Source organism: Planotetraspora phitsanulokensis (assembly GCF_016863295.1).
GTDB classification, from domain to species: Bacteria; Actinomycetota; Actinomycetes; order Streptosporangiales; family Streptosporangiaceae; genus Planotetraspora; species Planotetraspora phitsanulokensis.
In genome coordinates this window covers 216,104-230,585 of record NZ_BOOP01000009.1, presented here as the reverse complement: position 1 = coordinate 230,585, position 14,482 = coordinate 216,104, and the positions used below count along the sequence as shown (strand labels likewise).

The following is a 14,482-nucleotide window of genomic DNA, read 5'->3' as shown; positions in this document are numbered from 1 at the left end:
ACAGTTGCCGGACACTTCCCTAGGCGAGCGACGTGCCCAGGCGGTCGAGCACCCACTCGTGGAAGGCGCCGATGTGGTGCTCGCTCGGCACGAGCACCCCGCCCTTGGCGTACGCGCGGGAGCCCATCCCGAGCTGGGTCCGCTCACAGGCCTCGAAGTCCTGCACGTTGACCCGGTGGAAGAGCTCGATGGAGGAGTCGAGGTCGCGGCCGCTGTCGACCACGTCCTTGCGGAACAGCCAGTCGCACTCGACGATCGTGCGATCCACCGCGAGCGGGAACATCCGGTGCAGGATCACGTGGTCGGGCACGAGGTTGACGAACATCAGCGGCCTGACCGTGAGCCCGTAGTAGCGGCGGTCCTGGTCCTCGCTCACTCCGTCGATCCGGTCGGCGCCGGCCGAGCCGTCCACCGTGAAGCCCTCGACGTCTTCGCCGAACTCGGCCCCGTGACCCACGGACAGCTGCGTGGCGAGTCCTTCGGCGAACTCCGGGATCACCTCGGTGAGCTCCGGGTGGATCGTCGCGCAGTGGTAGCACTCCATGAAGTTCTCGACGATGAGCTTCCAGTTCGACTTCACGTCGTAGACGGTCCGCCGGGCCAGCCCGAGGTTCGGGATGTCGTAGTTCTCGATGGAGCCGAGGTCGCCGAGCCGCTCCACGATCTGGCCCTGCACCTCCTCCTCGAAGGGCACGGGCTCGTCGGACAGATTCACCCAGACGTACCCGAGCCACTCCCGGACGTGCACGTTGACCAGGCCGTACTCGACCCGATCGATGTCGGGCATCTTGGTGAGGTTGGGCGCGGCGATCAGCTTGCCCTCGAGGTCGTACGTCCACGCGTGGTAGGGGCACTGGAAGGCCCGCTTGACCTCGCCGGACTCCTCGGTCCTGATCCGTGCGCCGCGGTGGCGGCACACGTTGAGGAACGCGCGGATCGAGTTGTCGCGCGCCCGCGTCACGAGCACGCTCTCCCGGCCCACCTGCACGGTCTTGAACGCGCCCGGCTTGGCGAGGTCGGCCGCCCGCACGACGCACGTCCACATGGACTCGAAGACGCGCGCCTGCTCCAGGGCGAAGACGTTCTCGTCGGTGTAGTGGCCGCCCGGCAGGGTGGTGATCAGGCTCTGGGGAAGGCTGCTCGTGGTCACGCCGCCTCCTCAACGGGCCGCGTGCCTGTGGATGCGGTGGCCGATGGCTGGTTCACTTGCACTCCCTATCCCTCAACCCGTGTTGACGGTGCCTAGCCTGCGGCGCCACCGGGTGAACTGGCGGACCTGGTCCACCCCGAGCACCGCGACGGGCCGGTCCTCCCGCCGGTAGACGGCGAGAAAGCTGCGGGCCGCCACGTCGCCCTCCTCGACGGTGACGGAGTCACCGGGGCGCGTGTGACCGGCGAACTGGATACGCCTGCCGTACTGGTCGGACCAGAGGTACGGCGGAGGCTGCGCCGGGGCGAGGGCGGTCCCGCCGGACAGGAGCGTCGCCGCGGTCGCCGCCGGCCGCTGCACCGCGCCGGTCCAGTGCTCGACACGGTGGTGGTGCCCGAGTCCCGGGTCGAACCAGGCCGCGCAGTCGCCGACCGCCACGACGCCGGGCAGGCTCGTGCCGCCCCCGGAGTCGCACAGCACGCCGTCGCCGAGTTCGACCCCGCTGCCCTCGAGCCATCCGATCTCGGGCCGCGCGCCGATCCCGACGAGCACGACGTCCGCGTCGAGCCGCCGCCCGTCGGCGAGCAGCACTCCGTCGACGCGGTCGCCCCCGGTCAGGGCCTGTACGGCGACGCCGCAGATCAGGCCGACGCCGCGTTCCTCGTGGAGCGCGCCGAGCGCGGTGCCCATCTCCCCGCCGAGCGCGCGGGCGAGCGGTACGGGTGCCGTCTCCACGATGGTCACGCCGAGTCCGAGCTCACGAGCCGTCGAGGCGACCTCGGCCCCGATGAAACCGGCGCCGATGACGACCAGCCGGCGGCCGGGGACGAGGTCCGCGCGCAGCGCCAGCGCGTCGTCGAGAGTGCGGAGGGTGTGGACGCCTTCCAGCGCGGGGGAGTCGCCAGGCAAGGTGCGGGCGGTGGCGCCGGTCGCCAGGACGACGCCGTCGGCAGTGATCGAGGTTCCGTCGGCGAGCAGGACGCGGCGGTCGCGGCGGTCGAGCCCCGAGGCGCGGACGCCCAGTCGCCACTCGGCGCCGAGATCCTCGTCGTCGGTCTCGAGGGCGAGGTCGGCCTCGGTCATCCGGCCCGCGAGGAACTCCTTGGACAGCGGAGGCCGGTCGTAGGGGCGGTGACGCTCGGATCCGACGATCGTGAGCGTGCCGTCGAACCCCTGGTCACGCAGTGCCCGGGCGGCGTACAGGCCCGCCAGCGACGCCCCGACGACGGCGACGGACCTCATTCCGGCCTCACGCGGTCCTCGCGCGGGCCCCTGGCGGCAGGTTGGGCGGCAGGTCCGAGGGCACCACGTAGACGGTGCCGTCCTCGACCACCACGCCGTGCGTCCTGACGGGCAGCTTGGCCGGAGGCGCGTCGACCTCACCGGTCCTGAGGTCGAAGCGGGAGGCGTGCAGCGGGCATTCCACCTCGCATCCCTCCAGCCAGCCGTCGGCGAGTGAGGCGTCCTGGTGGGTGCACGTGTCGTCGACGGCGTACAGCTCGCCGTCGTCGGTGTGGAAGACCGCGATCGGCGGTTCGACGGTGTCGAGCCGGAATGCCTCGCCCCGGGGAAGGGCCGCGAGGGCGCACGCAGGGATCATGCGGCAAACCCCAGTTTCGTCTGACGGAACAAGCAGCACTATGCGCAACAGCGTGACCGGGCGAAGGTCTCATGTCAAGAGGCGACATATCGGGCTAAATCGTGGTAAGCGCAGGGTGACGGCGAGTCGTTCGCGGGGGCCTCGGACCGGCTCCGGGGCTCGTCCCGCGCTCGGCCGTCCGGCACTCGCGTGGTCCCGGCCCGGGGCCACGGCGCCCCGGAAGTGTGGCCATCCCCACAGGTAATGGGACGGTCTGCTTTTCCCCTTGTATCGGCCGCCCATTGATACCGCGCAGATACCTTCTATTTGGGACTTACGTGGACATTTGCCCCAAGAGAGTGAGCCGCATTGGAAGGCGGACGATTGCTTCTGCCGGACTCGCTCCGCGCACTGTTTCTGCCGGATTCGCTCCGCACCCGCACCACCATGGCCGTGGCAGGACTGGCCCTGATCTTCATGACCGCGATCGGCGCGAGCATCGACCGCCTGGTGGTCGACGGAGTCGAGGCCCAGATATTCCAGGAGGCGCAGAGGGCCGCCGGGAACTACCTCGGCACGGTACGGCCCGGCTACACGCCGGTGCCGGTTCCGAAGACACGCATCGACCTGATCCAACTCGTCGACTCCCACGGCCGGGTCGTGGCGGCCAGTGCCGCGGCGGCGGGCAGGCCGGCTCTGAGCACGGCGCGCCCCCCCGTCGACAACCGGATGCAGAACCAGATCGTGTGCTCGGCGCAGGGGGAGTGTGTCATGCTCGCCGCCGTGCGGGTCGCGCCACTGGAGACCCGCGAGATCTGGCACGGTGAGCCGCACTATCTCTACGCGGGGACGGCGGAGCCGGCCATCCTCGCGTCGCACCGCCTGGCGTTCCTCACCGCGGGGGGGATCGTGCTGATCGCCGGCCTCATCGGCTGGGGCAACTGGTGGCTGGCGGGGCGCACCATAGGCCGGGTGACGGCGATCCGCGCGACCATGGCCGAGATCACCGCGAGCGACCTGAGCCTCCGGGTGCCCGAGCCGCCCGGCCGCACCGAGTACGCGCTGCTCGCCCGCACCGCCAACCGGACCCTGGCCCGGCTGGAGGAGTCGGTGAAACAGCAACGCCGGTTCGCCTCCACCACCTCCCACGAGCTCAGGACGCCGCTCACCGGTCTGCGCACCCGGCTCGAGGAGGCGCTGCTCTACCCCGGCGAGGTCGACCCGCACGAGACCATCCGGGACGCGCTGGCGGTCACCGAACGGCTGGAGACGATCGTCGACGACCTCCTCGTGCTGGCCCGCCTCCGTGCCGGCGATCCGGCGGCGCACGAGCCGATCGACATCGGCGCGCTGGTGATCGAGGAGGCGACGGCGGAGGTGGGCGGCGTGCCGGTCCAGGCCCGCGCGTGCCGCGACCTGATCGTCATGGGCAGCCGCATCCAGCTGATCCGGGTCGTCGACAACCTCCTGACCAACGCCAGGCGGCACGCCGGGACAGGAGTCCAGGTCGTCGCCGAACGGGTGGACGACCAGGCCGTCATCACGGTGTGCGACGACGGTGACGGCATCGCGCCGCAGGACCGCGAGCGCGTCTTCGAGCGCTTCGTCCGCCTGGACGACGGACGGCGCCGCGAACCCGGGGGCAGTGGCCTCGGACTGGCCATCTCCCGGGACATAGCCCATGCCCACCACGGAACCCTGCGGATCGAGGACTCGCCGAGAGGCGCCCGATTCGTTCTCCGGATTCCCCTCATTCCGGCGATGCATGGAAGCACGCCGGGCATCCCCGTCGAGGAGTTCTCCTGATGCATGACGACCACGAGGTCACGGACGGCCTGATCGACGCGTTCAACGCGCATGATTTCGAGAGGGCGGCCGGTTTCTTCAGCCCGCGTGGCGTGTACGTCTGCCCGGGCGGAATCGCCGAGGGGCGGGAGGAGATCGCGTCCTACTTCGCGCTCTACATCGAGGCCTTCCCGGACGTCACGCTGACGCCCACCAGCACGGCGGTGTCGGGGGATCTGGTGGTGCTGGAGTGGACGGTCACGAGCACCCATGCGGGGGCGTTCCTCCTGCCCGGGGGAGAGTTCGCCCAGCCGACCGGCCGGCACATCGTCATCCGCGGCTGTGATTTCCGCACCATGGACGGCGGGTTGATCGCCAGCCAGCGCGTCTATTACGACCAGTTGGAGATGCTCAGCCAGATCGGCGTCGACCTCATCTCCGGGTGACCATCGGGGTGACCGCCGGGTGACCACAGTCGGACGGCCCCGCTCGCCGCTCGCCGGGAGCGAGGGCGGGCGGGGCCGACGGTGGTTCACGGGCCGCCGGGACGGCGGAGCCCGATCGGGGATGGGGCTCAGGTCGTGAGTCGGGGCTTCGGGCGCGGACGGGTTCCGGTCAGGCGCGGGCGGTGGCCCCGCTGCGGGCTTGGAGGGAGGTCAGCAGGCCGACGACGACGGTCACGGCTCCGGCGAGCCATGCCGTCCACGCGGCGGCCGACTGGCCGTCGAAGCCGAACGCCCAGGGGGACACGAACAACAGCCCCCCGAACGCGGCGGTGACCCAGGAACTCGCTCCACCGGCGCCCAGGATCGCCCACAGGGCGGACACGATGAGGAGTGTTCCGAGGATGAGCAGTGGCTGGCCCGCCGCACCGGCGTTGTCGGCCCAGAAGAACGGCGCGAGCGCCGCGACCAGGCCGGCCAGCAGGGCGACGACGTCGGACAACGATCTCGTGAGATCCATCCGTGCCTCCGAACATGGGGAGAGATGACCCTTTGACCCGACCATGTTCCTGATTGACCGACCGGTCAATGTTCCAATTCGTCAGGATTGCCTCACCATACGTAATCTCCGGCGGTGAGGCCGGGTGAGGCCGGGTGAGGCCGGGCACGTGCGTCGATGCCGGCGGCTTCAGCTCGCGGGGTCGGCCCTGCCGGTCAGCGTCATCGGGGTCATCGGCGCGAAGGACCGCTCCGGCCTGCGGCTCCGGCCGCCGGGCGCCGTCCGGACGGTCGCGGGGGCGGTCTCCTCCCGGCGCGGCGGCGCGAGGGGCAGCCTGAGGACGAAGCACGCCCCGCCGAGATCGGACTTCTCGACGTGCAGGGTGCCGTGGTGGGCCACCACGATGTCGTGGGCGATCGCGAGGCCGAGTCCCGTGCCGCCGCCGCCGTCGCGGCACGGCACGGCGTCGAGGCGGGTGAACCGGTCGAAGACCCGGTCCCGGTCCTCCTCGGGGATGCCGGCGCCGTCGTCGCTGACGGTCAGTTCGGCCATGTCGCGGTCGCGCCGCACCTCGACCCGCACCTTGCGTACGGCGTGGCGCCGGGCGTTGTCGAGGAGGTTGACCAGAACCCGGTCGAGCTGGGCGGGGACGCCCTCGACCGTGATCCCGGGGGTGAGCCGCAGATCGACGGCCGGCCCGCCGTCGCGCGGGGGGACTCCCGATCGCACGAGGCAGTCCAGGTCGAGCTCCCGCCGCTCCACCGGCTCGTTGGCGCCGACCCGCGCCAGCAGGAGCAGGTCGGTCATGATCACTTCGAGCCGGTCCACGTCGCGCAGCGTGTTCCGCAACATCTCGGGGACGCCGTCCGCGTCGGGATCGAGCCGCGCCTCCTCCAGCCGCGCGCGAACGTCCGCGATGGGGGTGCGCAACTCGTGTGAGGCATCGGAGGCGAAGCGCCGCTGCTGTTCGAGCGCCCGCTCCGAGCGTTCCTGCGAGCGTTCCAGCCGACGCAGGGTGTTGTTGACGGTCTGTGCGAGCCGGGTGACCTCGTCGTCTCCGGCGGGTTCGGGCACCCGGCTGCTCAGGTTGTCGGCGTTGATCCCGGCGAGCTGCACGCGGATGGTCTCGACCGGCCGCAGCGTCCGGCCGGTCACCTTCCACGTCGTCAGGGACGCGAGCAGCAGCAGGGCGAGTGCCTGCGCTCCGAACAGCAGGTCGAGCACGCCGGTCGACAACCCGTGCGGCGTGGCCCGGCCCGCGTACACGACGGGGGAGTCGGCGGAGGGACCGACCCGGGCGGCGGCGATACGCACGCAGCCCACACCCGGGTGATCGCAGGTCTCCACGTTCCGGAGCGAGCCGCCGGCGGGCCTGACCGTCGCCAGCGGGCCCATGCCCCGGGCCGCGTCCGAGGACGCGATGACCTGGTCGGCGGGCGACACGACCTGGATGAGATCGATGCCGGGGACCTGCGGCGTGATCGCGCCGACGGGCCGTCCCGCACGGATCTCGGCCGCGACGAGGGTCGCCTGGCTCCTCGCGTCCAGCCAGGCGGCCCGGGTGAAGGCCTCGCGGGCCACCACGGCGCCCACCACGGCCGCGGGCGCCAGCAGGAAGGCGGCCAAAACGGTGACGAGCAGGGTGACACGGCCACGAATCGTTCGTGGCCCGGGGAGACGCGCGGATAGCGGCATGACCCCGTAGTCCCCCCTGCGTGCTCGTCGGTGCGCCCGGCTCGCCGGGGCGTCCGGCGAGTCCTTCTCATGCTGGCCCGGGAAGCTCCTCCTCCACATCGCACGTCCGCGTAGCTTGAGGTCACAGGCTGGCAATTTCGTGCTATTTCATGCCATTTCGTCCGAGGTGCCGCCGCCGAGGCCCCCACGTGCGACCGCGGACGGCGGAGATGGTGTCATGACTTCATGGGAGGCTCGTCCTCGCATGACCCGGGGTCCGCCGCCGACTTCACGTCGTCGTCGAGGCCAGGCTGGCGTGGCCGGGAGCGGGAATGGGCCGCCGTGTCCAGGGTTCTGCGGGCCGCGACGGAGGGCCGGGGCGGCGTCCTGCTCGTCGAAGGTCAGATGGGCATGGGCAAGAGCCGGCTCCTGCACGAGACCGCCGAGGTGGCGGAACGCGGCGGCTTCACCGTACTGCGGGGCACGGCCGACGAACTGAGCCAGATGATGCCCCTGATGCCGCTGATATCGGCGCTGGGGGAGTCGCCGCACGCCCTGCTCACCGGGACGGCCGTCTCGGACGTCATCGACCTCCGCCTGCTGATGACCGAGCAGCTCCGTACACGGCTGGAGGGCCGGGCGACGCAGGGACCCGTGCTGGTCACCCTGGACGACCTCCACTGGGCGGACTCCACGACCATGCTGGCCCTCCGGACGCTGGCGGCGGATCTCGCGAGCTATCCGCTGGTGTGGATGCTCGCGCTCGCCCGGGGGGCGGGAGACGACCCTCCCCGCCTGGATCGGCTGTACGAGGCGCTGGAGCGCGACGGCGCCGCACCGGTTCAGCTCGGCCCGCTCTCGGACGACGCCGTGGCGCAGATCGTCGCGGACGTCCTGCAGGCGTCCCCGGGGCCGGACGTCCTCGCGCTCTCCGGCGCGACGGGCGGCAACCCCTTCCTGCTGGTCGAACTGCTCGGAAAGATCAACGAGGAGGGCGCGGTCCAGATCGACGGCGGCCACGCGCGGCTGGCGTGGGCGGAGCTGCCCTGGGTCCGCGCGATCACGCGCAAGCGCCTGGACGGGCTGTCGGCGGGCACGCGCCACATGCTCCAGGTCGCGGCGATCCTCGGCCGCTCGTTCGCCGTCCACGATCTGGCCGAGATGCTCGGCGAGCCGGCGAGCCGCCTGCTGCCGGGGCTGGAGGAGGCGACGGCGTCCGGCGTCCTGGTGACGTCGGGTGACCTGCTGGCGTTCCGGCACGACCTCCTGCGCCAGGCCGTGACCGACGCCGTCCCCCCTCCGGTGCGCCTGGCCCTGCGCCGGCAGGCGGGCGAGATGCTCCTGAACCGGGGAGGCAGCACCGTCCCCGCCGCAGCGCACCTCGTGCACAGCGCCCGGCCCGGCGACACCCGGGCGCTCGACGGTCTCGACCGGGCCGCCCGCGAGGTGCTCTGCTCCTCTCCGCAGACCGCGGCCGATCTCGCCCTCCGGGCTCTGGAGCTCACCGCCGACGACGACTCCCACCGGCTGGAACGCACGGCGGCCGCCGTCGACGCCCTCACCGTCACCGGACGGCTCATCGAGGCGGCCGATCTCGCCCGCGAGTCCCTGGCCACGCTGCCCGACGCGAAGTCCGTGGAGCTGCGCTGCAAGCTCGCGATCATCATGCTGCTCAGCGGCCAGCCGGGCCAGGCCGTCGCCGAGGCGGAGATCGTCCTCGCCCAGCCCGACCTCTCCCCGCACCTGCAGGGCGTGGTGGAGCTCGCCTGGTTCAAGGCGCTGATCGCGCTGAACGACTTCAGGCGCGGCCAGGAGCGGGCCGAGGCCGTCCTGGCCGATCCGGGCAGGTCGCTCGACGCCAGGGTCGGCGCGCTCCTGCTGCTCGCGCACCTCAACTTCCTCGGCGGGCGAGTCGAGGCCGGACTCGACCAGTTCAGGGAGGCCGTCCTCGCCGCGAACGAGGGATCGGTCGCGGCCCGCCTGGCGCATCCCCGGCTGCTGCTGGCCCGGATCCTCACCTGCATGCGGCGGCTCGAGGAGGCCGAGACGAACATCCAGGCCGCGGAGGAGGAGGTCCGTGCCGCCGGCCACACTCCCTACGCCGCGAACCCGGCGTTCTTCCGCGCCCGCCTCCGCCTCGTCGCCGGCCGGATGGAGGACGCCGCCGCCGAGGCGCAGACCGGCCTCGCCCTCGCCGACGAGTTCGGCACGCACGCGTTCGAGTTGTTCGGCCATGCCGTCCTCGCCATCGTCGCCGTGCGGACCGGTGACATCGCGGCGGCGACCCGCCACGTCGAGCGCTACCGCTCCGAGCAGACCACGCTCGGCCTGCGGTTCGGATCAGTGTGGGGACTGTGGGCCGTGGCCCTGTTCGCCGAGGCCACGGGAGGCCCACAGGCGGCGAAGGAGACGCTCAAGAGCGCCGACGCGCAACGGCGCATGTGGCTGCTCGTCGTCGAGCCCCCCTCCGCGGCGTGGATGACCCGGATCGCGCTGATGACCGGCGACCGCGAGTGGGCCGAAGAGATCGTGCTGGCCGCCGAGCGCCTCAAGCTCGACAACCCGGGTTTCCCGGTGTTCGCCGCGGCGGCGGACCACGCCCGGGGGCTCCTCGACGGCGACTCCGCCAAGCTCTCCCGTGCGGCGGCGTCCTTCAGGGACCCGTGGAGCCGCTCCTCCGCATCGGAGGATCTGGGCGCCCTGCTGGGGAGCACGGCCGGCGCGCCCGACACCGACGCCGCCGTCCTCTGCCTGGAGCAGGCGCTGGAGGGCTACGACCAGGTCGGCGCCCTTCGCGACGTCGCCCGCGTGCGCGCGCGGCTGCGCCGGCTCGGGGTCCGCCGCAGGCACTGGACCTACGCCGAGCGGCCGTCGACCGGATGGGGCAGCCTCACCGAGACCGAGAGCACGGTCGCCTCCCTCGTGGCCCACGGGCTGACCAACCGTCAGGTCGCCACGCGCATGTTCCTGTCGCCGCACACCGTCTCATTCCATCTGCGTCAGGTCTTCCGCAAGCTCGGCATCGGCTCCAGGGTCGAGCTGGCCAGGCTCGCCGCCGAGCTCGCGCCGGAGGAGGCGGACGCCCAGGCGCAGCCCTCCTCCGACCGTCGCCCGCGCCCGCGCTGACCCGCCCGCGGCCGCTCGGCCGGGAGGGGCCGCGACCAGGTGTCAGCGGAAGACCAGCAGGCGCATGGCCTGGTCGATGGGAACGCCTCCGCCGATGAGCTCCAGCGTCCGGTGCCGGGTCTCCGGGCGGTCGATCAGCGCCGCGATCACCGCCGCCACGTCGTCCCGCGACACCTCGCCATAGGGGAGCGGCGGGTCCGCCAGCGTGACGAGCCCCGTCCCCGGCTCGTCCGTCAGGCGCCCCGGACGCAGGATGGTCCAGCTCAGCTCGCGGGCCCGGAGGTCCTCCTCGGCCGCGGCCTTCGCCGTGATGTAGGCGCTCCACGACTCACCCGTCCCGGGTGCGCGCGGGGAACCGCCGCCCATCGTGGAGATCTGGATGAACCGCGGCACCCCGGCGTGTTCGGCGGCGTCGGCCAGGAGGACGGACGCGCCCCGGTCGACGGTGTGCTTGCGCGCGGCCCCGCTGCCGGGGCCGGCGCCCGCCGCGAAAACCACGGCGCCCGCACCCAGGACGATCTCCGCGACCTCGTCGACTCCGGCCCGTTCCAGGTCGCACACCACGGGTTCCGCGCCGGCGGACCTGAGGTCGCCGGCCTGGGACGGGTCGCGGATCAGGCCGACCGGGGCGTCGTCGCGCTCCGCGAGCAGCCGTTCCAGCCGCAGAGCGATCTTGCCGTGCCCGCCCGCGATCACCACGCGCATGTGGATCACCTCCGTCGACGATCAGCCGGTGCGCGGAGGCGCCCCGGGCCCGCCCGCGTGTGGCGTGTCCGGAGGCGCGGGCTGGGACGTCACCAGCCGCCATGGCCGCATCATGTCGTTGTCCTCGTGTTCGAGGATGTGGCAATGATGGATGTACCCGGCGGGGAACGCGGTGGCGGTTCCGCCGACGCCGGGAACAGGGGGCGCCGGGTCGAACCGGGCGACGATCCGGTTGACCATCCGCGGATAGGCCACGAAGGTGTCCCGCCAGCCCTGCTGGTCGGGCTCCGGCGGCACCGGCGGGCCCAGGAGATAGCGGGCCGGGTCGGGTCCGCCGCCGGGAGGGCGGCCCGCCGCGACCCAGCGGGCGTGGTCCCTCGCGTACTCCTCCACCCGTAACCGCTGGCGGTTGTGGATGAGGAACTGCACGAGGTGGACGTGCATGGGGTGGGCGTCCTCCGTGGTGTTGACGTACTCCCAGATCTCGGTCGCGCCCGACTTCACGAAGTCGTCCACCGGCTCGAAGAAGTAGCGGTCGCCGATCAGCATGTGGATCGGGGCGCCCTGCCGGTCGAGTGTCTCGGTGAGGACGTGCGCGCGAACCGGGGTCTCCGGCCCCGGCCGGAGCGGTTCAAGCGGCGGAAGGGCGAGCGCGCCGGGCGGCGTGCTGTCGTCACGGCCGGTCAGCGGGTCGGAGACGTGGAAGCGCATGATCTCGGGGATGGCCGGCCCGCCGCCTCCGCCCGGGTACGGCACTGCGGCGTCGTTCATGAGCGTGACGGCGGCGCCCATCGGCAGCCTGCCGAAGTCGACGACGATGTCGGCCCGTTCCGACGGCGCCAGCAGGATCCGGTCGGCGCGCAGGGGGAAGGACCGCAGGCCGCCCGAGGACCCGACCACCCAGAAGGGCAGCCGGGACGCGTCTCGTGCGAACCACAGGTGATAGAAGCGCGCGTTCGACGCGTTGAGCACGCGGAACCGGTAGCGGCGCGGCTCCACCGCCAGGAAGGGGTACGCCTTGCCGTTCACGACGGGGGTGTCGCCGAAGAACTCCGGGACCCAGACGGGATGGTGGCGGCCGCCGCCTTTCGTGGGATAGAAGAGCGAGCCGTCCGCGCGGAACGTGCGGTCCTGGATGAGAAGAGGCACCTCGAACCTGCCGCGGGGCAGGCCGAGCGCGTCCTCGATGTGATCGCGGAGGATGTAGGCGCCGGACAGCCCCGCGTAGTTGTTGAGCCGCGTGAGCTCCATGGCGTGGTCGTGGTACCACAACATGGCCGCCCGCTGCGCGTTGCCGTAGGCGTAGATCGCCTCGTCGGCCGCGGCTCCCGGTAGCGAGCCGTACATGGGGCCGTGGAGCCCGTGGGACGTGAACCAGCTCTCCGGGTTGCCGTCCGACTGCGGGGGGTTGAGGCCCCCGTGCAGGTGGACGACGTTCCACACGGTGACGTCGCGGGGCAGGTCGGTCATCCGCCGCCCTCCCGGCGGGTCCGGCGGGACGCCGGGGACGCTCCGCCAGAGGCTGGGGTCGACGGAGCCGCGCAGCAGGTGGGTGGTGGGCAGCCGGTTGCGGTACCTGACGATCACCGGCCTGTCGCGCCGGGCCACCAGCGTCGGCCCGAGGCAGCCCAGCCCCAGGGGGCGCGCCGGATCCCCTGGATCGGCGGCCCAGTATCCCCACGCCATGGTCATGCCGAGGTCGCGGTGGAAGCGCCAGGGGGCCTGCCGCATGGTCACGTCGTAGTAGTCGGCGCCCCGATGGGCCGACCTGTCCGGTACGGCCACAGGCGGAACGGGCAGCGGGTCGGTGAACTTCCGCAACGCCGGGCCCGGCTTCGCCGGCCACGAGGCCGCGATCCCCGCTCCCGCCGCGAGGCGCGCGAATTCCCGTCTGGTGAGCCGCATCGCCGTGCCTCCGCTCGGTTCCGCCGGCGGCCGCCGGCCGCCCCCGTGGCCACAGAACGGCTGGAGCAGGTGAGCGGGACGACGTGCCCGTCACCTGGCCTCTTTCCCATCCGAGGCTAGCGACCATCTCGTCAATAACGCCTCAAACGGGCCCGAACTGCGCGTCCGGTCTTGCGGTAAGGCGAGCCCTATGGTGACTTCATGTGGTAGTCATGTAACACAAAGTGATCGGGAAAGCCTCCGGCCTGCCCGGCTCTCGTCGTCTATGGGGATGGTCAATGCTCGTCTGCGTGTTCGCCGTGGTGGCGGCGGTCGGTCTCGTGGCCGCGTCCGCATTCCTGTTCCGGAGGCTGGCCCGGGGGAAGACGGGAGACGAGACCTCCTCGGGGCACGCGGGGGCGATGGTCTCCTCGCTGTTCCTGCTCGTGTTCGCCATCGCGATCGTCGTCCCGTGGACGACCGTCGACTCGGCCAGGCAGAACACCTACACCGAGTCCCAGGCGGCGGTGGAGACCTACTGGTCCGCGGCCTCGCTGCCGGCTCCGGCCGGCGCCGAGGTGCAGGCGGGACTGCGCGACTACGTCGGCTTCGTGCTCGACAACGAGTGGCCCCTCATGGCGTCGGGCCGGCTCAGCCCCGAGGGCTCCTGGCGGCTCGACTCCCTGCGCACCCAGGTGGCCGCGCTCAACGTGACGGACGAGGACGCGCGGGGGGCCAAGGGAGCGGCCCTCGACCGGCTGGCCGACCTGTCCGCCGCCCGGCGTCAGAGGGCGGCCGACGCGAAGGCCGCACCTCCGGCCGGGGTCATGGTGCTGACGATCCTGACGGGAGCCGTGGTCCTGGTCTTCCCGTTCCTGGCGGGCGCCCGGCCTCGCGGTCTCGCCCTCGTGCCGATGCTCGCGATGGCAATGATGCTGGGCGTCGGCGTCTACCTGGCCTGGGACATCTCCCGCGTGTTCACCGGCGGGTTGGCGGTCACGCCCGACGCCTTCTCGGCCGCGCTGCAGGAATTCCAGCGAATCCCCGAGAGTCGGTGACCCATGGGCTTCACACGGACCCTCACGGCGGTGGGCGGCGTCCTCGCGGGCTGCGCGCTCGCGGCCGCCGGGGTCGCCATGCCGGCCGCGGCCGCGCCTCCACCCGATCCCCTGGTGAGAGCCGATGTCAGGGTGAAGGCGGGCCCGCAACCTCCGGACGACGACGGCCTGGGCATCGCCGTCTGCGTCGACCTCCACACGCTGGTGCGGCTGAAGGCCGAGGTCGGCATTCTGTCCCGGCCTCAGTGCGCCCGCCCGGCTCCCCCGCCGTCGCCGGAGCCTCCGACTCCGCGGCCGGCCCCCTCGCCCACGCGGCGGGTCACGCCTCCCGCACCCGCCAGGCCCGCCCCGCCGCCGGTGGCGCCCGTCGTACGGCACCGGACGCCGACGCCGACGCCCGAACCGTCGTCTCCCCGGCCGGAGCCCTCGACGGTCGCCTCCGCCTATCCCGTGCGCACGCCGCTGGCGGCCTTCACACGCAAGCATCGCAACCCGCTCGGCACGATCATGGTGCTCGTCATCTTCTCCACGGTGATCGCCACCGCGGCGGGCGTGGCGTTCGCGGCCTTCCGCTGAGCC

Annotated in this window: 12 protein-coding genes; 5 read left to right on the top strand and 7 right to left on the bottom strand. The window is 72.3% G+C overall.

Going from position 1 to position 14,482, the window contains the following annotated elements; genetic code table 11:
• Nucleotides 1-19: 19 nt before the first annotated feature.
• From Pph01_RS12950 to Pph01_RS12940, 3 genes are all read right to left on the bottom strand, one after another.
• Complete coding sequence (locus Pph01_RS12950) at nt 20-1,150, bottom strand: aromatic ring-hydroxylating oxygenase subunit alpha (RefSeq protein WP_204073304.1); 1,131 nt, start codon at nt 1,148-1,150, stop codon at nt 20-22.
• A 72-nt stretch (nt 1,151-1,222) separates the two neighbouring features.
• A complete protein-coding gene (locus Pph01_RS12945) occupies nt 1,223-2,392 on the bottom strand; it encodes an NAD(P)/FAD-dependent oxidoreductase (RefSeq protein ID WP_204073303.1) in 1,170 nt (389 codons plus the stop codon).
• 7 nt (nt 2,393-2,399) lie between these two features.
• Nucleotides 2,400-2,750, bottom strand: a complete 351-nt coding sequence (locus tag Pph01_RS12940) for a bifunctional 3-phenylpropionate/cinnamic acid dioxygenase ferredoxin subunit (RefSeq protein WP_204073302.1) — start codon at nt 2,748-2,750, stop codon at nt 2,400-2,402.
• A 363-nt stretch (nt 2,751-3,113) separates the two neighbouring features.
• Between Pph01_RS12940 and Pph01_RS12935 the strand changes: the two genes are divergently transcribed.
• Together Pph01_RS12935 and Pph01_RS12930 are read left to right on the top strand one after the other, a co-directional pair.
• Nucleotides 3,114-4,535 carry a sensor histidine kinase gene (locus tag Pph01_RS12935; RefSeq protein ID WP_204073301.1) on the top strand — a complete coding sequence of 474 codons (1,422 nt, stop codon included), beginning with the start codon at nt 3,114-3,116 and terminating at the stop codon, nt 4,533-4,535.
• Nucleotides 4,535-4,960 (top strand): ester cyclase, encoded by a 426-nt coding sequence (locus Pph01_RS12930; protein ID WP_204073300.1) that lies wholly within the window; start codon nt 4,535-4,537, stop codon nt 4,958-4,960. The genes Pph01_RS12935 and Pph01_RS12930 overlap by 1 nt, the downstream gene beginning before the upstream one ends.
• Nucleotides 4,961-5,129: 169 nt before the next feature.
• Here Pph01_RS12930 and Pph01_RS12925 read toward each other — a convergent pair whose 3' ends face one another.
• Nucleotides 5,130-5,477: an SPW repeat protein gene (locus Pph01_RS12925; RefSeq protein ID WP_204073299.1), complete on the bottom strand. Its 348-nt coding sequence runs from the start codon at nt 5,475-5,477 to the stop codon at nt 5,130-5,132.
• Nucleotides 5,478-5,645: 168 nt separating this feature from the next.
• A complete protein-coding gene (locus tag Pph01_RS12920) occupies nt 5,646-7,151 on the bottom strand; it encodes a HAMP domain-containing sensor histidine kinase (protein WP_204073298.1) in 1,506 nt (501 codons plus the stop codon).
• Between the two features lie 225 nt (nt 7,152-7,376).
• On the opposite strand from Pph01_RS12920, the gene Pph01_RS12915 reads away from it, so the two are divergent.
• Complete coding sequence (locus Pph01_RS12915) at nt 7,377-10,256, top strand: ATP-binding protein (RefSeq protein WP_275412827.1); 2,880 nt, start codon at nt 7,377-7,379, stop codon at nt 10,254-10,256.
• A gap of 42 nt (nt 10,257-10,298) precedes the next feature.
• On the opposite strand, the gene Pph01_RS12910 is transcribed toward Pph01_RS12915, so the two are convergent.
• Nucleotides 10,299-10,961, bottom strand: a complete 663-nt coding sequence (locus Pph01_RS12910; RefSeq protein WP_204073296.1) for an SDR family oxidoreductase — start codon at nt 10,959-10,961, stop codon at nt 10,299-10,301.
• A gap of 21 nt (nt 10,962-10,982) precedes the next feature.
• Nucleotides 10,983-12,866: a multicopper oxidase family protein gene (locus Pph01_RS12905; protein ID WP_204073295.1), complete on the bottom strand. Its 1,884-nt coding sequence runs from the start codon at nt 12,864-12,866 to the stop codon at nt 10,983-10,985.
• Between the two features lie 278 nt (nt 12,867-13,144).
• Between Pph01_RS12905 and Pph01_RS12900 the strand changes: the two genes are divergently transcribed.
• Complete coding sequence (locus Pph01_RS12900) at nt 13,145-13,903, top strand: bestrophin-like domain (RefSeq protein ID WP_204073294.1); 759 nt, start codon at nt 13,145-13,147, stop codon at nt 13,901-13,903.
• Between the two features lie 3 nt (nt 13,904-13,906).
• Complete coding sequence (locus tag Pph01_RS12895) at nt 13,907-14,479, top strand: hypothetical protein (protein ID WP_204073293.1); 573 nt, start codon at nt 13,907-13,909, stop codon at nt 14,477-14,479.
• Nucleotides 14,480-14,482: the final 3 nt, after the last annotated feature.